General features: G+C 71.5%; 21 protein-coding genes and 1 riboswitch. Of the genes, 12 read left to right on the top strand and 9 right to left on the bottom strand.

Features of this window, described 5'->3' with window-relative positions:
- The first annotated feature begins 7 nt into the window (after positions 1–7).
- The gene (locus tag BXA11_RS28605; protein WP_076439507.1) at positions 8–607 is read left to right on the top strand and encodes a hypothetical protein; all 600 of its coding nucleotides are present in this window, start codon (positions 8–10) and stop codon (positions 605–607) included.
- A 91-nt stretch (positions 608–698) separates the two neighbouring features.
- Positions 699–1,298, top strand: a complete 600-nt coding sequence (locus tag BXA11_RS28600; protein ID WP_076439505.1) for a hypothetical protein — start codon at positions 699–701, stop codon at positions 1,296–1,298.
- A gap of 48 nt (positions 1,299–1,346) precedes the next feature.
- On the opposite strand, the gene BXA11_RS28595 is transcribed toward BXA11_RS28600, so the two are convergent.
- The gene (locus tag BXA11_RS28595; RefSeq protein WP_076439503.1) at positions 1,347–2,771 is read right to left on the bottom strand and encodes an alpha,alpha-trehalose-phosphate synthase (UDP-forming); all 1,425 of its coding nucleotides are present in this window, start codon (positions 2,769–2,771) and stop codon (positions 1,347–1,349) included.
- 103 nt (positions 2,772–2,874) lie between these two features.
- Between BXA11_RS28595 and BXA11_RS28590 the strand changes: the two genes are divergently transcribed.
- From BXA11_RS28590 to groL, 5 genes are all read left to right on the top strand, one after another.
- A complete protein-coding gene (locus BXA11_RS28590; protein WP_030509195.1) occupies positions 2,875–3,426 on the top strand; it encodes an RNA polymerase sigma factor in 552 nt (183 codons plus the stop codon).
- Positions 3,427–3,522: 96 nt separating this feature from the next.
- Positions 3,523–3,662: riboswitch (SAM riboswitch) on the top strand.
- Between the two features lie 14 nt (positions 3,663–3,676).
- Positions 3,677–4,951, top strand: coding sequence for a threonine synthase (gene thrC, locus BXA11_RS28585; RefSeq protein WP_076439501.1), 1,275 nt, complete (start codon positions 3,677–3,679; stop codon positions 4,949–4,951).
- Between the two features lie 45 nt (positions 4,952–4,996).
- Complete coding sequence (locus tag BXA11_RS28580; protein WP_030509193.1) at positions 4,997–5,272, top strand: MoaD/ThiS family protein; 276 nt, start codon at positions 4,997–4,999, stop codon at positions 5,270–5,272.
- Between the two features lie 256 nt (positions 5,273–5,528).
- Positions 5,529–5,729 (top strand): cold-shock protein, encoded by a 201-nt coding sequence (locus tag BXA11_RS28575; protein ID WP_030509192.1) that lies wholly within the window; start codon positions 5,529–5,531, stop codon positions 5,727–5,729.
- Positions 5,730–6,256: 527 nt separating this feature from the next.
- A complete protein-coding gene (groL, locus tag BXA11_RS28570) occupies positions 6,257–7,879 on the top strand; it encodes a chaperonin GroEL (protein WP_076439499.1) in 1,623 nt (540 codons plus the stop codon).
- Positions 7,880–7,951: 72 nt separating this feature from the next.
- Here the strand turns inward: groL and BXA11_RS28565 are convergent, their stop codons facing one another.
- Positions 7,952–8,380, bottom strand: a complete 429-nt coding sequence (locus BXA11_RS28565) for a GNAT family N-acetyltransferase (protein ID WP_030509190.1) — start codon at positions 8,378–8,380, stop codon at positions 7,952–7,954.
- Positions 8,377–10,362: a HelD family protein gene (locus tag BXA11_RS28560; protein WP_076439497.1), complete on the bottom strand. Its 1,986-nt coding sequence runs from the start codon at positions 10,360–10,362 to the stop codon at positions 8,377–8,379. Before BXA11_RS28560 ends, BXA11_RS28565 begins: the two co-directional genes overlap by 4 nt.
- Positions 10,363–10,499: 137 nt before the next feature.
- Here BXA11_RS28560 and BXA11_RS28555 point away from each other — a divergent pair, with 137 nt between their 5' ends.
- A complete protein-coding gene (locus BXA11_RS28555; RefSeq protein WP_030509188.1) occupies positions 10,500–10,808 on the top strand; it encodes a hypothetical protein in 309 nt (102 codons plus the stop codon).
- A gap of 551 nt (positions 10,809–11,359) precedes the next feature.
- Here the strand turns inward: BXA11_RS28555 and BXA11_RS28550 are convergent.
- The 3 genes from BXA11_RS28550 to BXA11_RS28540 all read right to left on the bottom strand — a co-directional run bounded on the left by BXA11_RS28550 (position 11,360) and on the right by BXA11_RS28540 (position 16,020).
- Positions 11,360–13,015 (bottom strand): DNA repair helicase XPB, encoded by a 1,656-nt coding sequence (locus BXA11_RS28550; RefSeq protein WP_030509187.1) that lies wholly within the window; start codon positions 13,013–13,015, stop codon positions 11,360–11,362.
- Between the two features lie 72 nt (positions 13,016–13,087).
- Positions 13,088–13,600 carry a hypothetical protein gene (locus BXA11_RS28545; protein WP_076439493.1) on the bottom strand — a complete coding sequence of 171 codons (513 nt, stop codon included), beginning with the start codon at positions 13,598–13,600 and terminating at the stop codon, positions 13,088–13,090.
- Between the two features lie 47 nt (positions 13,601–13,647).
- The gene (locus BXA11_RS28540) at positions 13,648–16,020 is read right to left on the bottom strand and encodes a helicase-associated domain-containing protein (RefSeq protein WP_076439491.1); all 2,373 of its coding nucleotides are present in this window, start codon (positions 16,018–16,020) and stop codon (positions 13,648–13,650) included.
- A gap of 207 nt (positions 16,021–16,227) precedes the next feature.
- Between BXA11_RS28540 and BXA11_RS28535 the strand changes: the two genes are divergently transcribed.
- Positions 16,228–16,626 (top strand): cold-shock protein, encoded by a 399-nt coding sequence (locus tag BXA11_RS28535; RefSeq protein WP_030509184.1) that lies wholly within the window; start codon positions 16,228–16,230, stop codon positions 16,624–16,626.
- A gap of 163 nt (positions 16,627–16,789) precedes the next feature.
- Here BXA11_RS28535 and BXA11_RS28530 read toward each other — a convergent pair whose 3' ends face one another.
- Positions 16,790–18,049, bottom strand: a complete 1,260-nt coding sequence (locus tag BXA11_RS28530; RefSeq protein ID WP_239105187.1) for an MFS transporter — start codon at positions 18,047–18,049, stop codon at positions 16,790–16,792.
- 107 nt (positions 18,050–18,156) lie between these two features.
- Between BXA11_RS28530 and BXA11_RS28525 the strand changes: the two genes are divergently transcribed.
- Together BXA11_RS28525 and BXA11_RS28520 are read left to right on the top strand one after the other, a co-directional pair.
- Positions 18,157–18,954 (top strand): DUF3027 domain-containing protein, encoded by a 798-nt coding sequence (locus BXA11_RS28525; RefSeq protein WP_076439487.1) that lies wholly within the window; start codon positions 18,157–18,159, stop codon positions 18,952–18,954.
- Between the two features lie 2 nt (positions 18,955–18,956).
- Positions 18,957–21,929: a sacsin N-terminal ATP-binding-like domain-containing protein gene (locus BXA11_RS28520; protein ID WP_076439485.1), complete on the top strand. Its 2,973-nt coding sequence runs from the start codon at positions 18,957–18,959 to the stop codon at positions 21,927–21,929.
- Here BXA11_RS28520 and BXA11_RS28515 read toward each other — a convergent pair.
- Positions 21,926–22,714, bottom strand: coding sequence for a helix-turn-helix transcriptional regulator (locus BXA11_RS28515; protein ID WP_076439483.1), 789 nt, complete (start codon positions 22,712–22,714; stop codon positions 21,926–21,928). The genes BXA11_RS28520 and BXA11_RS28515 overlap by 4 nt on opposite strands.
- Before the next feature lie 89 nt (positions 22,715–22,803).
- On the opposite strand from BXA11_RS28515, the gene BXA11_RS28510 reads away from it, so the two are divergent.
- Positions 22,804–23,232 (top strand): nuclear transport factor 2 family protein, encoded by a 429-nt coding sequence (locus BXA11_RS28510; RefSeq protein ID WP_076439481.1) that lies wholly within the window; start codon positions 22,804–22,806, stop codon positions 23,230–23,232.
- Positions 23,233–23,243: 11 nt separating this feature from the next.
- On the opposite strand, the gene BXA11_RS28505 is transcribed toward BXA11_RS28510, so the two are convergent.
- A complete protein-coding gene (locus BXA11_RS28505) occupies positions 23,244–23,504 on the bottom strand; it encodes a DUF2530 domain-containing protein (protein WP_239105186.1) in 261 nt (86 codons plus the stop codon).
- Positions 23,505–23,554: the final 50 nt, after the last annotated feature.

Here is a 23,554-nt window from a genome sequence, read left to right as displayed (position 1 = left end):
GCCGGGCATGAGGACAACGATCTCGGCCGCGGCGGCCGGCCTGGCCGTGCTCGCGGCGTCCCTGGCGGCTCCGGCGGCGGCGTTCGCGAGCGACGGCGCGGCGACCAAGGCTCTGCACCTGCGCAAGGGCCTCACCCTCAGGATCCCGTCGTCCTGGAAGGTCGACGACAGCCGCAAGGACTGGGTGCGCGTCATCACCGGCGCGTGCCCCACCAAGGGCACGGACACGTACGGCTTCCGCGACTCGGGCTGCCACAGCTTCTGGATCATGGGGCCCAAGGCCATCGAGATCGGCCACGAGCTGTTCCAGAAGTACACGCCGGACGGCCCGTTCTATCCGGCCACCGACGTCGGGCCCTGCCCGGTGAAGAAGAACCTCTACATCGGAAGGACCACGCTCGCGGACAAGGGGTTACGGCAGGTCGGGCCGGGACACAAGGCGTACTACCGCGACTGGGCGGGCACCTGCGCGCCCCTGGGCCCGGGCAGGCAGACAGCCCGCTTCCACCAGCGCGAGTGGTATCTGCCCACGTCGAAGATCCTGGTGATCGACCAGTGGAGGACGCCGGGCCTGAGCGCGATCCTCAAGAACGCGACCTGGCACTGACGCCGCGTTCGGTGACCTTCCGCCTGTCGGGCCGCATGTCGTCCATCGGGCCGCAAGTCGCCTGCAAGCGAACACGCCTAATGTGCCCGGCATGTTCAGAAAGACGATCCCGGCCGCGGCGGCCGGCCTGGCCGTGCTCGCGGCCACCCTGACCGCTCCGGCGGCGGCGTCCGCGAGCGAGAGCCGCAGCACCAAGCAGGTCCACCTGCGGAGCGGCCTGACCCTCACGATCCCCGCGTCGTGGAAGGTGGTCGAGGACGACAAGGACTGGGTGCGCGTCATCACGGGCTCGTGTCCCACCTTCGGCACCGAGGACTTCGGTTTCCGCGACTGGGGGTGCCACAGCTTCTGGGTGCTGGGCCCGAAGGCACTCAAGATCGGGCTCCGCACGTTCCAGGCGTACAAGTCGAAGTACGGCTACGACCCCGCGACCGACGTCAGCATCTGTCCCAGGAGCTACAAGCTGTACAAGGGCGAGTGGAAGCTCGCCGGCAAGGGGCTGCGGCAGGTCGGGCCCGGCCACAGGGCCGACTATCACAAGTGGGCGGCGACCTGCGTCGACAAGAAGTGGCGGGTGAAGCTGCACTACAACCAGCGCGAGTGGTATCTGCCCACGTCGAAGATCCTGGTCCTGGACCAGTGGGACCACCCGCAGCTGAGCACGATCCTCAAGAACGCGACCTGGCACTGACCGTGCTCCCGCGCGCTGCGCCGGGAGGACGGGTGGTGACGGCCGGAGTCAGTGCAGCGCGGCGAGCTGGTCGTCGAACCAGCGCTGGGGCGGCAGTGCGGTGGCGGCCTCCCGCAGCCGCAGGCCGCGGCTGAGCCGCTCCTGCTCCGGCAGCGTCAGCGCCTCGTGCAGCGCCGCCGCGGTGCCGGACACGTCGTAGGGGTTGACGAGCAGGGCGTCGGCCCCCAGCTCGGCCGCCGCGCCCGCCTCGCGCGACAGCACCAGCGCGCACCGGGGCGACAGGATCGGGCCCTCCTTGGCCACCAGGTTCATGCCGTCCCTGATCGGGTTGACGAGCAGGACGTCGGCGAGCCGGTAGGCGGCCAGTGAGCGCGGGTAGTCGTCGTTCACGTTGAGGATCAGCGGGTCCCAGTCCTCGGTCGCGTACTCGTCCTCGATCTCCTTGGCGCAGCGCTGCACGGCCGCCGTGTACTCGCGATACTCCGGCAGGTCGTGGCGGGAGGGATAGGCGAACGCGAGGTGGACGACCCGGCCGTGCCACTCGGGATGGGCGGACAGGAACTCCTGGTAGGCCCGCAGGCCGCGCACGATGTTCTTGGACAGCTCGGTGCGGTCGATGCGCACGATCAGCTTGCGGTCGCCCACGAGATCCCTGATCACGGCCATGTGCGACTCGACGTCCTGCTCGGCCGCCCGGACCCGCAGCGCCTCGCCGTTCACGCCGAGCGGGTGCACGCCGATCCTGGTGGTCCGCCCGTCGTACGTCACCGTGCGGGCGGCGTGGTCCACGCAGGCGCCGAGCAGGGTTTCGCAGCAGTCCATGAAGGCGCGGGCCCAGCGCGCGGTGAGGAATCCGGCGTGGTCGGCGCCGAGGATGCCGGTCAGCACCTCCGCCACGACGTCCTCCGGCAGCAGCGCGAAGTATTCCGGCGGCGCCCAGGGCGTGTGCGAGAAGTGGGCGATGCGCAGGTCCGGCCGCTCGACCCGGAGCATCGCCGGGGCCAGCGTCAGGTGGTAGTCCTGCACCATGACGCGCGCCCGGTGGGCCGCCTCCTCTGCCAGGGCCAGCGCGAAGGCGCCGTTGTACGTGCGGTACGACTCCCACTCGCGGCGGAAGCGCGTGCCGAACTCGGGGGAGAAGGGCGTGTTGTAGAGCAGGTGGTTGACGAACCAGAGGGTCGAGTTGGCCACGGCGTTGTAGGCCCGGTGGAAGACCGCGGGCGGAATGTCCAGCATGCGGATCGGCCCGGTCTCGAAGGCCCGGTCGAGCCGCCCGCCGGGGGTCTGGCGCACCGCGCCCCGGTCGCCGTCCGACAGCGCCGCGCAGACCCACAGGACGTCGGTGTCCCTGACCACCTCGGACAGACCGGAGACGAGCCCGCCCCCGCCTCTGCGCATGGTCAGGCCGCCGTCGTCCGACAGCGTGAAGGACACGGGGCCCCGGTTGGACGCGATCAGAACGGAGCTGCTCATCTTCGGGTTCCCTCGATCAGAGCGGGCGCGCATGCCGGAAGATTAATAAAAGCCGACCTCCGTCAATAGGATGTCAAGCGATCGCGGGAGGGCTGGATACGGCATGGCACTGGACGACACGACCGAGGAACTGGCCCGATCGGCTGCCCGGGGGGACCACCGCGCGCTCGGTGAGCTGCTGCGGCGCATCGAGCCCGACGTGCTGCGGCACTGCGAGCGGCTTCTACCGTATCGGCAGGACGCCGAGGAGGCCGCGCAGGACACGCTGCTCGCCGTGGCGCGCAACATCGCGAGGTTCGAGGGGCGGGCCAAGTTCAGCACCTGGCTGCACATCGTGACCGTGAACTGCGCCAGGACCACCTACCGCTCGCTCAAGCGGCGCTCGTCGGAGCAAGTGGAGGAGCTGCCCGAGCAGCGGCCGGATCCCCAGCGGGTGAGCGTCATCGCGGGGTCGCGGCTCGACCTGCTCGACGCGATGGAGGCGCTGGAGGCCGAGCGGCCCGACCTCGCCCAGGCGCTCGTGCTGCGCGACATCTGCCAGCTCGACTACGCGGAGGTCGCCGACCAGCTGAAAATCCCCCTCGGGACGGTCAAGTCCCGCATCCACCAAGCCCGCAAGTACGTGCAGAGCGCCCTCGGCGAGGCGTACGGCTGATACAAATCGTCTCGCGATGTGAGACGTAAGAACGGACACCGGGGACGCCGGGGTACAGTGCTAGGGACCTTCCTCTGAAGGTCCTACAACTGAACATGCTCATCCAGAGGGGTGGAGGGACCGGCCCTGCGAAGCCCCGGCAACCTCCCCGGTGTCGAACTCGTGCCCACGAGGCCCGGCCGGGACAGGTGCCAATTCCGGCTCGCGGCCAGGGTGGTCGCGAGCGAAGATGAGGGAAAGGCCTCGCTTCATGGCGCACACCAGCACTGCCGCTAACACTGCCGCGAACACCGTCGAGTTCGGCCCCGCCACCGGTCTTTCGTGTCGCGAATGCGGCGCTCTTTATGAGCTCGGCCCGATTTTCGCCTGTACGGAGTGTTTCGGCCCCCTTGAGGTGGCGTACGACTTCGGCGAGGTTCGCCGGGAGGACATCGAGTCCGGCCCCGCGAACATCTGGCGCTACCGCTCCCTGCTCCCCGTTCCCGCCGGCGTGGCGGCCAAGCCCAACCTCCAGCCCGGCTGGACCAAGCTCGTGAAGGCCGACAGGCTGGCGGCCGAGCTGGGCCTTCGGTCGCTCCACGTCAAGGACGACTCCGGCAACCCGACCCACTCCTTCAAGGACCGGGTCGTCGCGATCGCGCTGGAGGCCGCGCGCACCTTCGGCTTCCACACGCTGTCGTGCTCCTCCACCGGCAACCTCGCCGGCGCGGTGGGCGCGGCCGCCGCCCGGGCCGGGCTGGACTCCTGCGTGTTCATCCCCGCCGACCTGGAGCCGGCCAAGATCACCATGGCCGCGGTGTACGGCGGCCGCCTGGTCGCCCTCGAAGGCACCTACGACGAGGTCAACCGCTTCTGCTCCGAGCTCATCGGCGACGAGCTCGGCGAGAAGTGGGGCTTCGTCAACGTCAACCTCCGGCCCTTCTACGCCGAGGGCTCCAAGACGCTGGCGTACGAGATCGCCGAGCAGCTCGGCTGGCGGCTGCCCGACCAGATCGTCATCCCGGTGGCCTCCGGCTCGCAGCTCACGAAGATCGACAAGGGCTTCCGCGAGCTGGTCAAGCTGGGGCTGGTCGAGGATCGGCCCTACCGGATCTTCGGGGCGCAGGCCGAGGGCTGCTCGCCGGTATCCCAGGCGTTCAAGGCCGGGCAGGACGTGGTGCAGCCGGTGCGGCCCGACACCATCGCCAAGTCCCTCGCCATCGGCAACCCGGCGGACGGGCCGTACGTGCTCGACATCGCGCGGCGGACGGGCGGCGCCGTGGAGGACGTGAACGACCGGGAAGTGGTCGACGCGATCCGCCTGCTGGCCAGGACCGAGGGCGTCTTCGCGGAGACCGCGGGCGGCGTCACGGTCGGCGTGCTGCGCAAGCTGGTGCGCGAGGGCCGCCTCGACCCTGACGCCGAGACCGTGGTGCTGAACACCGGCGACGGGCTCAAGACGCTCGACGCGGTGGCCGAGCACGCCCGTCCCGCCGCCGTCATCCGTCCCTCTCTCGACGCGTTCCGTGCGGCATTCGCCAACTGAAAGCGTTTCAAAAAGCCCATCGGCAGTAACGAAAGCGAGCGAACAATGAGCGTTTCCGTGCGGATTCCGACGATTCTCCGGACGTACACCAACGGAGCCGCGGAGGTGAGCGGGGAGGGAGGAACGCTCCGCGAGGTCCTGCAGAAGCTCGACGCGGACTACCCCGGCATCGGCGGGCGCATCCTGGACGAGACGGGTAAGATCCGGCGTTTTGTCAACGTCTACGTCGGAGAAGAGGATGTCCGATTCGCCGACGGTCTGGACACCGCCACGCCGGACGGGGTGCAGATTTCGGTCATCCCCGCCGTCGCCGGAGGCTGAGCCGCCGCACCGGAGCCGAGCATCTGACATGCGCTTCTATCGGTGAAGAAGTCATACGATGCCGTGGCAAATGGTGTAGCTCTCAACTATTCAACAGCAAAGTGAATATTCTTCGGTCCCGCTTTGAGCGAACGCCAAGTAGTAGTTTGCGGATTGACTCTGTTGTCCTACGGCTTGACACGGGTATGGTCGATGACGATCGACAAAACCGGGGGCTTCTTGGGTGTGGTCCCCAGCCCAGCAAGAGGAGTCGGAAGTGGCGCAGGGCACCGTCAAATGGTTTAACGCGGACAAGGGCTACGGCTTCATCGCGGTAGACGGTGGTAAGGACGTGTTCGTCCATTACTCGGCAATCATGATGGACGGCTACAAGGCCCTCGAGCAGGGTCAGCGGGTTGAGTTCGACATCACGCAGGGTCAGAAGGGCCCGCAGGCGGAAGCCGTACGGGCCGTCTGATCCCGTCATCGACCTTGGAAGGCCCGGCGCGCGGGACCCGCGCACCGGGCCTTCCGCTTGCCGGTCCACCCGTCTCGCTCCCACTCGGCCGCTCCGGGCGCGTGCGGGCCACTGCGGCCCTTTCAAGGCCCTTCCGCATGCCTTCTGCGGGCCTTTCGCGGCCGCTCGGGCGGCAAAGGGCCGCTCGGGCGGGAAAGGGCCGCTGGGTCCGGAGCGGGGCCGCGCTCCTCGCGGCTCCCGCTCGGCTCCCGCTCGGCTCCCGCTCGGCTCCCGCTCGGCTCCTCGGTCCTGACCGGCGGCGCGTCGCTCCGGAGGGTCGCTCTGGACATACCGTCCAAGCTGGTCAGCATGGCTTCCGCTTGCACTCTCAGGGGTAGAGTGCTAAATACTTGTTTGGCACTCTGAGGTCGAGAGTGACAACAACCGGGATCGGGGCGATGGGGCCCGCGCAGGGATAGCGGGTCCAAGCCGTCGCGGGCGTCGGCTCGGTCCGTTGAAGACACCCTGCTACTGGGAGGTCTAGCCTAATGGCAGCCAAGATGATCGCGTTTGACGAGGACGCCCGGCGCGGTCTCGAGCGCGGTATGAACCAGCTCGCCGACGCCGTGAAGGTGACCCTCGGCCCCAAGGGCCGCAACGTCGTGCTGGAGAAGAAGTGGGGCGCCCCCACGATCACCAACGACGGTGTCTCCATCGCCAAGGAGATCGAGCTCGAGGACCCGTGGGAGAAGATCGGCGCCGAGCTGGTCAAGGAAGTCGCGAAGAAGACCGACGACGTCGCCGGTGACGGCACGACGACGGCCACCGTGCTCGCTCAGGCGCTGGTCCGCGAGGGTCTGCGCAACGTGGCCGCCGGCGCCAACCCGATGGCGCTGAAGAAGGGCATCGAGGCCGCCGTCGAGCGCGTCAGCGAGGAGCTGTCGAAGCTCGCCAAGGACGTGGAGACGAAGGAGCAGATCGCCTCCACCGCCTCCATCTCCGCCGCCGACACCGAGATCGGCGCCCTCATCGCCGAGGCGATGGACAAGGTGGGCAAGGAAGGCGTCATCACCGTCGAGGAGAGCAACACCTTCGGCCTGGAGCTGGAGCTCACCGAGGGCATGCGCTTCGACAAGGGTTACGTGTCCGGCTACTTCGTGACCGACCCCGAGCGCATGGAGGCGGTCTTCGAGGACCCGTACATCCTGATCGTCAACTCCAAGGTCTCGGCGAACAAGGACCTGCTGCCGCTGCTCGACAAGGTCGTGCAGTCCGGCAAGCCGCTGGTCATCATCGCCGAGGACGTCGAGGGCGAGGCCCTGGCCACCCTGGTCGTCAACAAGATCCGCGGCCTGTTCAAGTCCGTGGCCGTCAAGGCTCCGGGCTTCGGCGACCGCCGCAAGGCCATGCTGGGCGACATCGCCATCCTCACCGGTGGCCAGGTCATCTCCGAGGAGGTCGGTCTCAAGCTCGAGAACGCCACCCTCGACCTGCTCGGCCGCGCCCGCAAGGTCGTCATCACCAAGGACGAGACCACGATCGTCGACGGCGCCGGTGACGCCGAGCAGATCTCCGGCCGGGTCAACGAGATCCGCGCCGAGATCGAGCGCACCGACTCCGACTACGACCGCGAGAAGCTCCAGGAGCGCCTCGCCAAGCTGGCCGGCGGCGTCGCCGTCATCAAGGCCGGCGCGGCCACCGAGGTCGAGCTCAAGGAGCGCAAGCACCGCATCGAGGACGCCGTCCGCAACGCGAAGGCCGCGGTCGAGGAGGGCGTCGTCCCCGGCGGTGGCGTGGCTCTGCTGCAGGCCGGCGCCAACGCGTTCGACAAGCTCGAGGTCAACGGCGACGAGGCCACCGGTGCCGCGATCGTCCGCAAGGCCCTTGAGGAGCCGCTGAAGCAGATCGCCGTCAACGCCGGCCTCGAGGGCGGCGTCGTGGTGGAGAAGGTCCGCAACCTCCCGGCTGGTGAGGGCCTCAACGCCGCGACCGGCGAGTACGTCAACATGTTCGAGTCCGGCATCATCGACCCGACAAAGGTCACCCGCTCGGCGCTGCAGAACGCGGCGTCCATCGCGGCGCTGTTCCTGACCACCGAGGCCGTCATCGCCGAGAAGCCCGAGAAGGAGAAGGCCCCCGCCATGCCCGGCGGCGGCGACATGGACTTCTGATCCATCTGCCTGCTTCGTCTCAACGGAAGGGCGGTTCCCCCTCGGGGGAGCCGCCCTTTCCCGTGGTGCGCCTCAGGTGAGGCGCCTGACCCAGCGGGCGCAGTCGGTCTGCATCGTGTATCCCGCCGCCGTCCAGGCGTGGTGCGCCAGGGCGTTGTCGTGCAGGACCATCGCGTCGGCACGGAACGCGCCGAACTCCCTGAACCGCTCCTCGGCGGCCCGGATCAGCCGTGATCCGATGCCCATCCGCCGGTGGGCGGGATCCACGGCGAGCCGGTAGAGGTGGGCGCGCCAGCCGTCCCACGCGGCGATGAGCGTGCCGACCATGCGGCCGTCGATCTCGGCGATGAGCAGCGCCTCGGGGTCGCGCTCGATCAGGGCCACGACCTTGCCGGCGTCGTCGTGCCTGTCGGTGTTCTCCGCGGCCTCCAGCCAGAACCGCAGGAGGGCCGGGACGTCGTCGAGCGCTCCGTGGCGGACGCTTACGCCGGTCGAAGTCATCGCAGCTCCTCGGGAAGATCGCGGCCGTGCAGGACGGTCAGTGACGTTACCGCCCGGGTGAGGACCACGTAGAGGCGGGCGAGGCCGCGCTCCTCCGCCTCCACGATCGCGGCGGGCTCGGCGACGATCACGTGGTCGTACTCCAGGCCCTTGGCGAGCGTCGCGGGGACCAGCAGCACCCGGTCGTCGCCCGTCGAGTCCGGGCCGAGCACCGTGTGCGGCACCGCGGTGGCCTCCAGGGCCGCCGAGAGCGCGGGAAGGGCGGAGTCGGCGGCGATGACACCGACGGAGCCCTCCTGCGCGAGGGCCTGCCGTACGGCCTCGGAGAGGGCGGCGGCGACGTCGGTTTCACGGCGTACGGACAGGGAGCCGGCGCCGGGACGCAGCGAGCGCGGCGGGGCGAGCTCGGGGGCGACGGAGGGCAGCAGCCGCGCGGCGAAGTCGAGGACCTCGCGAGGCACACGGAAGCCGAGCGTGAGCTCGGTGACCTCGCCGGACGGCTGGCCGAGGTGGTCGAGCACGGTCTTCCACGAACGCGCCGACCAGGGTGTCGTGCCCTGGGCGAGGTCGCCGAGCACGGTCGCCGAGCCGTTGCGGCAGCGGCGTCCGAGCGCCCGCAACTGCATCGCCGACAGGTCCTGCGCCTCGTCCACCACGAGGTGTCCCCGCGAAGGGGTCCGCTCGATCAGGTCGCCGAGTTCGTCCAGCAGCGCCGCGTCGGCGGCCGTCCACTTGGCCGACCGGTGCGACTTGTACGGCTTGCCCCACACGAGGAGCTGCTGCTCCTCCGGCGAGAGGTCCGACCGGGCCGCCTTGGCCAGGAACTCGGGGTCCGACAGCAGCCGGAACAGCACCTGCTCGGGGGTGAGCTTCGGCCATACGGCGTCGAGCACGGCCTTGACCGGCTTCGACCGGGCCACCGCGTCCTGGACCCGGTCGTCGGGCGACTCGCCGCGCCGTTCCATCTGGACGAGCACGGCGTGGGCGAGCCGCTGGGCCAGGGTGGCGCGGCCCGGGCCGTACCGCGTCGTCCCGCGCAGCGAGGCGACGATCTCACGGACCTCGTGATCGGGCACCCGATAGCGGTTGATGCCCTTGGTGAACAGCACCCCTTCGACCGGCTTGGTCACATGCAGCCACAGCGCCCGCCTGACGACCTCGGCCATGCGGGCGTCGCCCTTCACGGCCGCCACCGCGGGGTCCTCGGGATGGGCGTGGTCGCCCAGGACACCGGCCACCGTCGTCTGGTCGACCTTCACCTCGCCGAGCGCCGGTAGCACCGAGGAGATGTAGGAGAGGAAGGCCCGGTTGGGCCCGACGATCGTCACGCCCGAGCGCGACAGCTTCTCCCGGTGGGTGAACAGCAGGTAGGCGGCGCGGTGCAGGCCCACGGCCGTCTTGCCCGTGCCCGGCGCGCCCTGCACGCAGACGGTCACGCCGAGGTCGGCGCGGACGATCTCGTCCTGGTCGGGCTGGATGGTCGCCACGATGTCCCGCATCGGGCCGGTGCGGGGCCGCTCGATCTCCTCGGTCAGCAGCCTGCTCTGCCCGAGCGCCCTGCCGTCGAGTGGTTCGTCCTCGTACGCGGTGAGATCGCCGCCCTGGTAGCCGAACCTGCGGCGCAGCGCCACCCCCATGGGGTCGGCGGGGCTGGCCTGGTAGAAGGCGCGCGAGATCGGGGCGCGCCAGTCGATCACGAGGGGCCGGCTGCTCTCGTCGTGGACGTGCCTGCGGCCGACGTAGACCGTGCTCGGCAGGTCGTCGTCGGCCGCACGGTCCAAGCGGCCGAAGAACAGCGGCGCGTCGGGGTGGTCGGCCAGCGCGGCCACCCGCTGGTCGAGCAGGCCCTGCAGAACCTGCTGCGACACCCAGTCGCCGGCGGCGTCCGCCGACAGCGACTGCGCGTGCTCGCGCATCGCTCGCAGTGCGGCGCGGGAGGCCGCGAGATGGGCGCGCTCGGCTTCGAGCACATTTCCGGGCATGCGGAAGCTCCTCCGGGCATGACGGGGACAGGACTGGTGGAAGCGGGAAACACAAGAGCTTAGCGATGGGCGGCGCGATGCCGAAACGGTATTTCTCTCGCGTGTCGCCGTTTCCCGAGGCGGGTATCTGTACCCGGGTGACGCGCACCGTGGTTCCTCCGGCGATCCCGGCGGCGGCCAGCCTGTTGCTGGCCGCGCTGTGGGGGTTCGCGGTCTTCGGCGACTGGAGCACCCAGGCCTTCTGCACGACGAGCCTGGGACCGCCGCCGGGCTGTGCGGACCGGATCGCCTCGGTGGTCGCGCTGTCCGTGATGGTCGGGGTGGTCGCGGTGTGTGCCACCGGGGTCGCCTGGTTCGCCCGGCGCGAGTCCCTGTACGGCGTCGCCGTGGCGGCCTGGGTCGTCGCGCTGGGGGTGCTGTTCGTCGGCGGCCTGACCGCCCAGTGACCGCGCCTCCCATGATCGGCACGAAAGCTTTCCGGCGGAGACGATGGAGCGCTCCATTCGTGGTCCGTCGGGCGAACGACATGCAGTAGTGGGGTGATTTGTCCTGATATGCCGCGTTGGGTGAGCCGGGAACGGCTCGCCGGCGGGCGGGGCAACGGACAGCGAGAAACCAGAAGTAAGACGAAAAATGGGTATATTGCGTGATTCGCCTTGTCTGCTGGGTATTGCCGCCATCACGACTGCATCATGTGAAGGTAAAGGCGCGAGGGGGTGATGTGGTGACACGGCCCAAGGGCATCTCCTGGACCTAGTGGTGCGCTGTCCGCGCACGTTCACCGGGCTCGGGGAGCGGAGCGGGCTTCGCGAGGACCGGAACGAGCCCGGCACCGGCTCGCCGGTCATGCGCTCGACCTGGTCGCGCCGCGCCCGCCCCGCCACGGTGGCCCGTCTCCCCGTCGTCGATCAGCCCGCGCGCGCTGAGCCGGTCGCGCGCGGCGGCCATACCTCGTCGTTCGGGCCGAGTCTGCGACGTTCTCCCGCCGAAGCCGCGGTCAGCGCGCCGGGTCCTCTTCGCCCACGTCGTCGGCGTCGATGATGTGGTAGGCGTATCCCTGCTCGGCCAGGAACCGCTGCCGGTGCGCCGCGAACTCCTGGTCGACCGTGTCGCGGCTGACCACCGAGTAGAACCGCGCGCCGCCGCCGTCCGCCTTGGGGCGCAGCACCCGGCCGAGGCGCTGGGCCTCCTCCTGACGCGAGCCGAACGTGCCGGAAACCTGGATCGCCACGGCCGCCTCGGGCAGGTCGATGGAGAAGTTGGCGACCTTCGAGACCACCAGCACCCGGATCTCCTTGTCGCGGAACGCCTGGAACAGGCGCTCGCGTTCCTTGACCTTGGTCTCGCCCTTGATGACCGGCGCGTTCAGATGCTCGCCCAGCTCGTCGAGCTGGTCGATGTACTGCCCGATGACCAGCACCTGCTCGTTCGCGTGCCGCCGCACCAACGCCTCGGTCACCCGTGTCTTGGCGGGCGTGGTCGAGCAGAACCGGTAGCGCTCGTCGCTCTCCGCCATGGCGTAGGCCAGCCGCTCGTCGTCGCTGAGCGTCACCCGCACCTCGACGCACTCCGCGGGGGCGATGTAGCCCTGGTTCTCCATCTCCTTCCAGGGCGTGTCGTAGCGCTTCGGCCCGATGAGCGAGAAGACGTCGCCCTCCCGGCCGTCCTCGCGTACGAGCGTGGCGGTGAGGCCGATGCGCCGGCGGGCCTGGAGGTCGGCGGTCATCCGGAAGATCGGCGCGGGCAGCAGGTGGACCTCGTCATAGACGACGAGCCCCCAGTCGCGGGCGTCGAACAGCTCAAGGTGCCGGTAGGTGCCCTGTCGCCGGGTCGTCATGACCTGGTAGGTGGCGATCGTGACCGGGCGGATCTCCTTCTTGGTGCCGGTGTACTCGCCGATCTCGTCCTCGGTCAGCGAGGTGCGCCTGATCAGCTCCTGCTTCCACTGGTGGGCCGAGACCGTGTTGGTGACCAGGATCAGCGTGGTCGCGCGGGCGTGCGCCATGGCCGCCGCGCCCACGATCGTCTTGCCCGCGCCACACGGCAGCACCACGACGCCGGAGCCGCCGTGCCAGAACGCGTCGGCCGCCTCCTTCTGGTACGGCCGCAGCGACCAGCCGTCCTCGCGCAGGTCGATGGGGTGGTGCTCGCCGTCGACGTACCCGGCCATGTCCTCGGCCGGCCAGCCGAGCTTGAGCAGCGTCTGCTTGATGTTGCCGCGCTCCGAGGGGTGCACGGCCACGATGTCGGCGCCGAAGCGCTCCCCGACCAGCGGCTGGATCTTCTTGGAGCGCAGCACCTCCTCCAGGACGGCGCGGTCGGTGCTGGTGAGCACCAGGCCGTGGACGGGGTGCTTCTCCAGGCGCAGCCTGCCGTACCGCGCCATGGTCTCGGCGACGTCCACGAGCAGCGCGTGCGGCACCGGATAGCGGCTGAAGCCGATCAGCGCGTCGACCACCTGCTCGGCGTCGTGCCCGGCGGCCCGGGCGTTCCACAGCGCGAGCGGGGTGACCCGGTAGGTGTGGACGTGCTCGGGCGCGCGCTCGAGTTCGGCGAACGGGGCGATGGCCTTGCGGCACTCGTCCGCCCTCGGGTGGTCGACCTCCAGCAGCAGCGTCTTGTCCGACTGGACGATCAGAGGCCCGTCACTCAATGCCTGCTCCCCCTCGTACGGCTATCGCCTATCAAACACGAGGCCGGGCCGAATCAGTCCCGGTCGCGGGAATCAGTCCAGGTAGCCGTTGAACCCGGCCCAGATGACCGCGCCGATCCCGATCACGAACAGCGCGACGTTGATGCCGATGGCGATCCACGCCCACTTCAGCAGCCTGCGGGCCTGGTCCGGCGCGGTGTCCACCTTGCTGAGCGCGACCCCGGACAGGATCGCCCCGGCGATGCCGCCCAGCGAGATGTAGCAGCTCAGCGCCAGCACGATGCTGATGACGAGGGCCACGATCGCGTGCGTGCGCGGGCCCTCCTGCCTCGGCGGGTAACCGCCGGGCGGGTAGTAGCCGTACTGCTGCTGCCCGTACTGGCCATATTGGCCGTATTGGCCATATTGGCCGTACTGCTGCCCGTACTGCTGCCCGTACTGCTGGTTGGGGTCGGGGCCCGGCGGCGGGCCGTACGGCCCGTACTGCTGCTGTCCGTGGGGGGCGGAGCCGGACGGCGGTCCATAGGGGTTGGACGGCGTCTGCCAATCCTGGGGTCCCTGCCCCGGCTGCTCCGGAGTCGTCATCCTGAAATCCTTTACTACGAAGGACCTCAAGATTTACCACGGATGTGTCATCGGCCGATCTCGGCGATGCCCGTGATGCGGTGCAGGGCGAAGCGGTGGACGGTGGCCCGGGTCTCGTCGTACGCGGTGAGGTAACCGCCCTCCATCCGGGCCGGTTCGAGGATGCGGCTGGTGGCGTGCCCCTGCGAGTCGAGGTAGCCGATCCACACCCGCGACCCCTGCCGGATGGCCTCCTGGAGCGCGCTGATCGTGGCGGTCGCGGGGGATCGGGGCACCTGGCCCTCGGGCGCCTCCACGGGCCGCCGCCGTGAGTCCCCCGCCCGCATCGCCCGCACGGCCGCGGCGACCACCTCGGGATCGGGTGCGGTGTTCGCGGTCACCCGGGCGGCGAGCTGTCCCTCGGTCCGCCGGGCGTCGGCCCGCGCGACGACCACGTCGCCCTCCAGCGACTCGGCCACCGGCGCGTATCCCATCGCCCGCAGCGAGTCGACCAGCGCGGCCCTGGACGTCTTGGAAGCCAGCACGGTCGGCGCGAGCCGCCGCAGCCGCAGCAGGTGGGCCCGCTTGTCGGCGAGCACCTCGTCGAGCAGGGCCGGGTCGTCGCACCGGATGTACGCCGAGGCCGTGCCGACCCGGATCCGCCCGTGGCGGCGGGCCACATCGGTGACCAGGTAGCTCAGCGGCTGCGGGACCGGGGTGGCCGAGTGCCGCTCCAGCACGGTGAGCAGGTCGTCGGCCGAGTGCCCCGCGTCGAGCGCACGGCGGACCGACTGCTCGGAGAAGCGGTACACCGTCGCCCCGCCCTTGCTCTCCACGTCGGCCATGAGGGCGAGCCTGCGGCCGAGGTCGGTGGTCAGCGGGCCCGGCGCCACGGCCGTGAGGTCCGCCTGCAGCAGCACGTGGTCGACCGGCTCGGGCAGCAGCGGGCCGAGCAGGCCGGCCGCCGTGCCGTCGCCCCGGGCCACGGCGCGGCCGTGTGAGGACGGCACGCCGAGCCCGGTCACGCCGATGTGCTCGGCCTCGCGCAGGGCGAAGCGTACGAGCCGGTCGCGCAGCGCGGGGCGGCGGCGGGGCTGCTCCCAGGCGAGCCGGGCCAGCACGGACTCGGGCGTCGGCGCGAGGCCGGGCGGTGCCGGCTCCAGCACGGCGAGCGTGCGCCTCCGCGTCTGGGCGGCCCCCGGCCTGCGCAGGTCGGGGTGGAGGGCGTTCAGGGGACGGTCGCGGTCGTCGCGTTCGCCGATCAGCCCGGGGGCGCGTTCCATCGCGGCCCACGCGTCGGCGAGCACGGCCCAGCGGTCCTCGGTGGCCTTGATCCGCCAGCCGTCGTAGGCGCCCGTCGGCAGCCATTCCCCCTCGCCCGCCGCGACCAGCCCGGCCGCGTGCGCGACCTCGACCACCAGCCCCGCCGCCCACTCCGGCAGGTCGAGGAGCTGGGCCGTCCGCCTGAGGTCACGTATGGCGAGGCCGCCCGCGCGCAGCACGCCCGGCGGGTCGACGCTCCACAGCTCGCACAGCTCCTCGACCGTGCGCACGAACGTGAACGCCTGCCCGGCGGCCGTCCGGTCGGCCAGATCCTGGTCGCGTACGGACCCTTCAAGGGCGGGCGGGCCGGGGGACAGGTCGCGGTGCACCCGGCCGTCGCGCAGCACGAGGGCGACCTCGCGGGGGAGCGCGACGGTCTCCTCCCCGGTCGCGCCGAGCAGCCCGCGGGCCAGTAGCTGTTCGATGGGCGACTGGGCGTTCGCGGCGTCGACTTCGCGGCGGGCGTTCGGCAGCCGTCCGCTCGCCGGGCCCCAGACGAGCTCGTTCAGGGCCGTCCTCGCCTGCGGGGAGACCTCGCCGACGAGGCGGGCGACCGTCGCGGGTTCGGCCAGCAGCGCCGCGAGCCGTTCCCTGGCCGGCCGCCCGTCGTCCGTCCGGCCGCCGCCCTCGTACGCCGGGTCGATGTCACGCAGGAGCACGTCGAGCCGTTCCGGCGAGTGGTGGCGGAACACCTCGGCGGCCGGCGGCCCCAGGGCGGCCGGGGGTTCGAGCGCCTCGGCCACGCCCGGCGCGGGCAGCAGCGCGTCGTCGGTCCCGTAGACCAGGGCGCGCGTGGTCAGCACGTCGAGCGCCGCGTCGAGAGCGGACCCGAGGGCCGCGTCGCCCAGATCACCGGGAACGGCACGGCGGAGCAGGGACAGCAACGCCTCGCGATCGGCGGGACCGGGCCGCAGGGCCAGCGTCTCCAGCACGGCGAGTGAGAACCGGTCGAGCCGGTCCAGCGCCCGGCCGATGGCGGAGGGGCTGCAGGCGCGGGCGGCCAGGCCGTCGATGTGCGCGGGGACGGGCGTCACGAGTTCGGGCCGCGTCGCCACGAGCGCCCGCAGCCGCTCGTCGGAACGGCCGCGAAGCCACTCGTTGAAGTCCGTGCCCGTCATTCTCTCCATGGTAGGGCGGGACCTTCATCCGGCCGCCGGAGCGCCCGTACGGCAGGGGTTTCGCGCGTTGTCCCGGCACCGCGAAGGAAGATCCACACGAATCTGGTCATGGGACGCTTCAATCGCCTCTTGGTGGGTCCACGGGGCCGGTCTGTGGGCATAACCTACATCCATCACCTTCACGACAGTCTGAACGAGGTCACCCCTGTGCCGAGTGGCAAGGTCAAGTGGTACGACGCCGACAAGGGTTTCGGCTTCCTCACCCGCGACGACGGCGGTGAGGTCTTCGTGCATTCCTCCGCCCTGCCCAAGGGGGTCGACGCGCTCAAGCCCGGGCAGAAGGTCGAGTTCGGTGTCGCCGAGAGCCGCCGCGGTCAGCAGGCGCTCTCTGTGCGGGTGATCGACCAGCCCCCGACGCTGGCCAAGACCGTCAAGGGCAAGGCGAAGCGGAAGAAGCCCGACGAGATGGTCGTGATCGTCGAGGATCTGATCAAGCTGCTCGACGACATCTCGAACTCCTACCAGCGGGGCAAGCACCCGGACGCCGCGCACGCCAAGAAGATCGCTACCGTGCTGCGCGCCGTCGCCGACGACCTCGACGCCTGATCCATCCTCCGGCCTGCCGCATCCGTTTTCCGCCGCCCGGCCAGGCCCCGGGCGGCAGGGTGCGGCGCGGCCGTGATGCGGTGCCGTGTGATGCCGTGCCGTGTGGTGGGCACGATGCGGCGGCCCCGGAAGGGCGGGGTGGCCTGGAACGCGGGTGACCGGTTCAGGTGGCCGTGGCCGTGCGGGCGGCGAGCCTGCGGCGGCGGAGCATGACGAGTCGGCCGAAGGAGAGCGCGAGGGCGGCGGACATCACGCCGAGCCCGGCGGGACCGGCCACGAACAGCGACATCACCAGGCCCAGCAGCCCGCCGAGGACCCAGGCGATCTGAAGCAGCGTCTCGGCCACGCCGAACGCGGAGGAGCGCACCTCCTCGCCGATCTCACGCTGCACGATGGCGTCGAACGCGAGCTTGCCGAGGCCCTGGGCGAACGCGCCCACGAGGGCCACGACGGCGGCGGTCCACACGTCGAAGAAGAAGGCCGCGGCGACGGTGACGACCGTGGCCAGCGCGAGCGTGGCCATGACGGTCAGGTGCGGCGACCGGGAGCGGGACCAGGAGCCGGCGGCGGCCCCGGCCAGGCCGCCCGCGCCCGCGGCGGCGGCCAGCAGCGCCAGCGCGGCCTTCGGATCCACGCCGCGCAGGTGGCCGTCCTGGACGAGGAACAGCAGGAAGAACACGAGGAAGCCCGACTGCACCCGGATCGCGGCGTTGGCCCCCATGGCCTCGCTCACCACCGGGCCCAGGTGGAGCACGGTGCGCCATCGGGGGCGTGGCCCGGCCTCCTCCAGGTCGGGCGCGTCCACGTGCCGCGGCAGCCGTACGGCGAACGCCCCGGACAGCAGGAACAGCGGCACGGCGGCGCGCAGCACCCAGTCGGCCCCTGCCGCGGCGGACAGGCCGGCGGCCACTCCGGCGCCGACGCCGGCCGACACCAGCGCGAACAACGCGACCCTGGCGTTGGCCGTCACCAGCGGGATGTCGGCAGGCAGCACGCTCGGCATGATCGCCGCCCGGGACACGTTGTAGGCCTTCGACAGGACCAGTACGGCGAGCGCAGAAGGGAACAGCGTGACCGCGTCGGAGGTGTGGACGGCGCCGGCCATCCCCCAGCACAGCAGGCCCCGCGCGAGCAGGGTGCCGGCCATGATGTAGCGGCGGCCCGATCGGAGCCGGTCGAGCACCGGCCCGACGAAGGGCGCCACCACCGCGAACGGCAGCATGGTGATCAGCAGGTACGCCGCGACCTGACCGCGGGCCTGGCCGACCGGCAGCCCGAACAGCAGCGCCCCGGCGAGGGCCACGGTGACCAGCGCGTCCCCGGCGGAATGGGCGGCCGTCACCTCGATGAGGTGGCCGAGACCGGTGCGGCCCGCTCCCTGGGCGTGCGTCAACCGGCGCGTCGCGCGCGCCGGTGCTCTCACAACACGCGTAACTTTCGCCCAAATCTTCACCATAGGCACCGAGGGTCCTTCCATGTTTTGCCCATCGAGCCGGTGCGGTCCGCTCGCGGCGTGGGTGAAAATGGAGTGTGAGTCGTACCCGAATCCGTAGCACTCCAGTCGACCAGGCCTGTGCCGCGGCGGTCGACCTCGCCCGCCGGGCCGCGGAAGACATCGCGCGCCCCGGGGAGGTGGGAGAGCACCTGGGCTTCGACAACGAGGGCGACCGGGTCGTCGCCCATTACTTCGAGTGCCTCGACCGCGCCTACCGCGGCTGGCGCTGGGCGGTCACCGTCACCCGGGCCTCCCGCGCCCGCGTCGTCACCGTGAGCGAGACCGTGCTGCTGCCCGGCTCGGGCGCGCTGCTCGCTCCCCGCTGGGTGCCGTGGAACGAGCGGCTGCGCCCGGGCGACCTCGGCGTGGGCGACCTGCTGCCGGTCGAGGCGGACGACGACCGGCTCGTGCCCGGGTTCGCCTCCGCCGACGAGGACATCGACAAGCAGATGCTCTTCGAGCTGGGTCTGGGACGCGCCCGCGTCCTGTCGGTGCTCGGCCGTGACCTCGCCGCGCGGCGCTGGCGCGCCGGTGAGGCCGGGCCGCACACCCCGATCGCGCACGCCGCCCCCGCGCAATGCTCCACCTGCGGCTTCTACTGGCCGCTCGCCGGAGCGCTGGGCCTCGGCTTCGGCGTCTGCGCCAACGAGTACGCGCCGGACGACGGCCGCGTGGTGTCCGCCGACCACGGCTGCGGGGCGCACTCCGAGGCGACCACCGTGCCCTCGATGGTCACGGATCCGGCGCCCCCGATCCTGGACGACTTGGGATACGACCTCATCGAGTCGGGCTCCGTGGACGAGGCCGGCTCCGAACCCCTGGGCCACGTCTGATCATGTTCGATACCGCACGCCTGCGTGACACCGTTCTCGCGGCCTGGACGGCCTCCCCTGCCCGCTTCCGCGAGGACGCCAACGCCGAGGAGGACTTCGCCCTCGGCGGCTACCGCGACCGGCTGGTCGTGGAGCTCGCCCAGAACGCCGCCGACGCCGCGCTGCGGGCCGGCGTCCCGGGCCGCCTGCGGCTGACGCTCGCCGACGGTGTGCTGCTGGCCGCCAACGTCGGCGCGCCGCTCGACCAGACCGGCGTCGAGGGCCTGTGCACCCTCCGCGTCTCGGGCAAGAAGGACGAGGCGGGGGCGGCCGGCCGGTTCGGCGTCGGCTTCGCCGCCGTGGTGTCGGTCACCGACACGCCCTCGATCGCCTCTCGGCTGCCCTCGGGCGAGGTGCACGGGGTGCGGTGGTCCCGTGAGGAGACCGCCGCTCTGGTCGCCGCCAGGCCGGAGCTCGCGGCCGAGCTGGAGGGCCGCGAGGGGCACGTCCCGCTGCTGCGGCTGCCGTTCTCCGACGACTCGCCCGAGGCCCCCGAGGGATTCGACACGCTGGTCCGGCTCCCGCTGCGTGACGAGGCGGCCGAGCAGGCCGTACGGCGGATGCTTGAGGAGGCGGGGCCCGCGCTGCCGCTGTCGATGCCGGCGCTGGAGGCCGTCGAGATCGAGGTGGACGGGCGGACCCGCACGATCTCGGCCGAGGGCTGGCACGTGGTCGCCGAGTCGGGCACGTTCGGCCCCGAGCAGGTGGCCGAGTTGTTCGCCGACCGGCCGACCGAGGAGCGGGCCCGGCCCTACTGGGAGGTCCGCTGGGCCGTCCCCGGCGACCGCCGCGGCGACGTCCGCGGGGTTGTGCACAGGGTCGTGCACGCGCCGACACCGAGCGACGAGCCGCTCGACCTGCCCGCGCTGCTGATCGCGTCGTTCCCGATGACCACCGACCGGCGGCACGTCGCCCCCGGGCCGCTCACCGACTTCCTGGTCGCCAGGGCAGCCGAGACGTACGTACGGCTGCTGGGGGAGCTTCCCGCGACTCCGGACCTGCTCGACCTCGTGCCCGGCCTGATGGGCAAGGGCGCGCTCGACGCGGCGATCAGGCGGGAGATCGTCAAGGCGCTGCCGGACACGCCGCTGCTGCCGACGATCTCCGAGGGCGTCGTGCCGGGAAACCAGGCCAGGGCGGTCGAGGGGCAGGCCGCGTTCCTGGAGAAGATCGCCGGCATCGTGCCGGGGCTGCTGCCCGCGGGCTGGTCCTCCCGGAACCCGGCCCTGACCACGCTCGGCGTGCGCCGGGCCGACCTGGCCGACGTCGTGGACATGCTGTCCGGCGAGGCCGTGGAGGACAAGGACCCGGCCTGGTGGCGGTCGCTCTACGAGGTGCTGCCCGCCGACGACCCGGAGGCGATCGGCGCGATCGCCGTGCCGCTGGCCGACGGCCGCCTGGTGCGCGGCCCGCGCGGCACGCTCGTGCTGTCACAGGAGTCGGGCACCTTTGACCCTGCCCTGCTGGCGCCGCTGGGGCTGCGGATCGTCCACCCGGACGCCGCGCACCCGCTGCTGCTACGGCTGGGCGCGGCCGAGGCGACCCCGCGTACGGTGCTGGAGGACCCGCTCACCCACGCGGCCGTGTCCGAGTCGCTGAACAGCACCGACCCCGAGCCGGTGGCCCAGGCCGTGCTGGCCCTGGTCGACGCGGCGGGCCTGACCGCGGGGGAGGCCCCGTGGCTGGCCGAACTGGCGCTGCGCGGCGCCGACGGCGAGCTGTACGCGGCGGGCGAGCTGCTGCTGGCCGAGGGCTCGCTGGCCGGTCTCATCGACCCCGAGGTGCCGTTCGGCGTCGCCGCCCCCGACCTGGTGGAGAAGTTCGGCCCGCACGTGCTGGCGGCGGCCGGGGTGCTCGACGGCTTCGCCGTGGTGAACGACTCCGACGTGCTGCTCGACCCCACCGAGTGCGACCACGACCTCGACCTCGAGGACGAGTGGCTGGAGGCCGTGCTCGACCTGCTGCCCGGCTTGCTGAACACCGATCTCGACGTGCCGCCGGTGGTCCGGGAGTTCACCGCCGTACGCGACCTGGAGTACGTCGCCGACTGGCCGAGCGCCCTCGCGCTGCTGTCGCGGCCCCCGCTGCGCGCCGCCCTGCGGCCCCTGCGGGTGCTCGCCGCGGGGGAGACCGTCGAGGTGCCGTCGTACACGGCCTGGTGGCTGTCGCGGCACCAGGTGCTCGGCGGGCGCAGGCCGACGGAGCTGCGGCTCCCGGCGGGCGACCCGCTGCTGTTCGGCCTGTACGGCGAGGCGCCGGCGGGGATCGACGCGGACGCGCTGAAGATGATCGGCGTCCGGTCCACGCTCACCGAGCTGCTCGACTCGCACGGCGGCCCGGAAGAGCTGCTCGACCTGCTGGCCGACTCGTCCCTCGAGGTCGACCGGGCCCAGCTGCGGTCCCTGTGGATCGCGCTGGCGGCCGTCGACCCCGCGCGGGTGAGCCCGCCCGAGGCCGTACGGGTCGTGCTGAAGGGCACGGTCACGGTCGCGGACGTCGAGGACGGCCCGGTCGTGGTGGAGGCGCCCGACCTGCTCGCCCTGGTGGAGGACCGGCCGCTAGTGCTCGCGCCGTTCGACCTCGCCGAGGCGCTGTCGGAGGTGCTCGACCTGCCGCTCGCCGGTGAGGTGGTCACCGGCGCGGTCACCTCGGCCGGAACCGAGAAGCCCGTGCCGCCCGAGGTGCGGTCGCTGCTGCCCGGCGCCCCCGCGACGTACGTCGAGCACGACGAGCTGCTCGTGGACGGCAGGCCGGTGCCGTGGCGGTTCTTCGAGGGCGCGGTGCACGCGACCGGCGTCGACGGCCTGGCCAGGGGACTCGCGTGGGCCTCCGGCCAGTGGGGCGACCGCCTCGCCGTGGCGGCGCTCCTGCGCGATCCCGCCCGGGTCCCCCTGCTGCTCGCCGAGGCCGACCTCGACCCCACGGCCTCGATCTAGGCGTCGCAGGAGGCCTGGCCGAACGCGGTGAAGTACGCGGCGGTCTCCACGTCCGCGGGGTAGTACGACTCGATCGCGACCTCGTCCAGGGTGATGTCCATCGGGGTGCCGAACGTGGTGGTGGTCGAGAACAGCCGCAGTTCCCGTCCGCCGAAGCGGAAGATCATCGGAACGGCGATCTCGGCCTCGATCGGGTGCCGCGCGTCCTCGGGGCCCGCACCCGGTGCCAGCAGCTCCTCGTAGAGCGCGGTCAGCTCGGCGCTGGGAGCGACGACGAGCTGACGTCCGATCCGGATACGGAGCAGCGCCCGTACCTCGGCCAGGTTGACGATGTGCGGAGCGAGCCCGCGCGGGTCGAGCCCGAGCCGCACCATGTTGATCGGCGGCCGCAACAGATCGGGCGCCACGTGGGCGAGGAACGGGTCGAGGGCGCTGTTGGCCATCACGATGTTCCACCGGCGGTCGACGACCAGCGCGGGGTACGGCTCGTGCGCCCGGATGACCCTCCCGATCGCGTCGCGGGCGGCCGACAGCTCGTCTCCGTCGAGCGGCCGCTCGGCGTAGCGGGGGGCGAAGCCGGCGGCGAGCAACAGCCGGTTGCGCTCGCGCAACGGCACGTCGAGCTGTTCGGCGAGCCGCAGGATCATGTCGGCGCTCGGGTGGGACTTGCCGGTCTCCACCAGGCTGACGTGGCGGGCCGAGACGTCGGCGGCGATCGCGAGATCCAGCTGGCTGAGCCGCCGGTGATGCCGCCACCGCCGCAACAGTTCCCCGACCGTGTGCATGGCCGCCGATGCTACTCCCGGGCGAGCCGTACGCCGATGAAATGCCATTTCATCGACAATCCACGCGAGCGGCGGAAACACTGCCGATCATGCAAGCCAAGGACATGACCACAGACAACGGGAGCACAGACAACGGGAGCATCGTGCGGCAGGCACTCGCCGCACTGATCGCGACCGGTGACGTCGACACGCTCGCCTCGTCGCTACGCGACGACTTCGTCCACCACCGGCCGGACGGGACGAGGACCAAGGCGGAGTGGCTCGCCGACGTCCGCGCCGCTCTCGTCCCGCTCGCCGGCATGCGGGTGGAGATCCGGCACCTGCTGGCCGACGGTGACCACGTCGTGATGCACTCGCTGCGCCGGCTGCCCGATGCCGCGCCGGAGATCGCGGTCGTCGACATCTGGCGGCTCGACGACGGTCTGATCGCCGAGGCGTGGGAGATCATCGAGCCGGTGGCCGAGGCGACCGGCCACCTGACGTGGTGGGAACCCGCGAGGGAGGGCGGGCTCGGCTGAAGCTGCTCCGCTCAGGGGCGGCGGGGTTCCGATTCGCCGGTTTCGGCGGCGGGGACGGGCTCGCGCAGGCGGGCGTCGCGGCGGCGGATGTAGAGGATGCCGAACAGGCCGAGGCCGATCCCCGCGACGCAGACCCAGACAGGCCGCGGGTCGGCCGGTCTGACCACCAGCAGCACGACGGCCAGGGCGATCGCCCACAGGGCCGTCCCGACCAGGATCGTGAGGGTGTCCCTCGTCCTGAGAGGCATGGGGTCCGGCCGGCGTTCGCTCACGCCAGCCAGCTTAGAAGGTCGCGGCAGTGAGCCGGTATCTCCATGACAAA

The sequence above is a fragment of the Microbispora rosea genome, assembly GCF_900156315.1.
Taxonomy (GTDB): domain Bacteria; phylum Actinomycetota; class Actinomycetes; order Streptosporangiales; family Streptosporangiaceae; genus Microbispora; species Microbispora rosea.
This window is presented reverse-complemented; position numbering and strand designations above follow the sequence as displayed.

Bases quoted from the DNA above. Each gene is read 5' to 3' on its own strand.
- BXA11_RS28605 (WP_076439507.1), top strand. From the start codon at position 8: ATGAGGACAACGATCTCGGCCGCGGCGGCCGGCCTGGCCGTGCTCGCG.
- BXA11_RS28600 (WP_076439505.1), top strand. From the start codon at position 699: ATGTTCAGAAAGACGATCCCGGCCGCGGCGGCCGGCCTGGCCGTGCTC.
- BXA11_RS28595 (WP_076439503.1), bottom strand. From the start codon at position 2,771: ATGAGCAGCTCCGTTCTGATCGCGTCCAACCGGGGCCCCGTGTCCTTC.
- BXA11_RS28590 (WP_030509195.1), top strand. From the start codon at position 2,875: ATGGCACTGGACGACACGACCGAGGAACTGGCCCGATCGGCTGCCCGG.
- thrC (WP_076439501.1), top strand. From the start codon at position 3,677: ATGGCGCACACCAGCACTGCCGCTAACACTGCCGCGAACACCGTCGAG.
- BXA11_RS28580 (WP_030509193.1), top strand. From the start codon at position 4,997: ATGAGCGTTTCCGTGCGGATTCCGACGATTCTCCGGACGTACACCAAC.
- groL (WP_076439499.1), top strand. From the start codon at position 6,257: ATGGCAGCCAAGATGATCGCGTTTGACGAGGACGCCCGGCGCGGTCTC.
- BXA11_RS28565 (WP_030509190.1), bottom strand. From the start codon at position 8,380: ATGACTTCGACCGGCGTAAGCGTCCGCCACGGAGCGCTCGACGACGTC.
- BXA11_RS28560 (WP_076439497.1), bottom strand. From the start codon at position 10,362: ATGCCCGGAAATGTGCTCGAAGCCGAGCGCGCCCATCTCGCGGCCTCC.
- BXA11_RS28545 (WP_076439493.1), bottom strand. From the start codon at position 13,600: ATGACGACTCCGGAGCAGCCGGGGCAGGGACCCCAGGATTGGCAGACG.
- BXA11_RS28540 (WP_076439491.1), bottom strand. From the start codon at position 16,020: ATGACGGGCACGGACTTCAACGAGTGGCTTCGCGGCCGTTCCGACGAG.
- BXA11_RS28520 (WP_076439485.1), top strand. From the start codon at position 18,957: ATGTTCGATACCGCACGCCTGCGTGACACCGTTCTCGCGGCCTGGACG.
- BXA11_RS28515 (WP_076439483.1), bottom strand. From the start codon at position 22,714: ATGCACACGGTCGGGGAACTGTTGCGGCGGTGGCGGCATCACCGGCGG.
- BXA11_RS28510 (WP_076439481.1), top strand. From the start codon at position 22,804: ATGCAAGCCAAGGACATGACCACAGACAACGGGAGCACAGACAACGGG.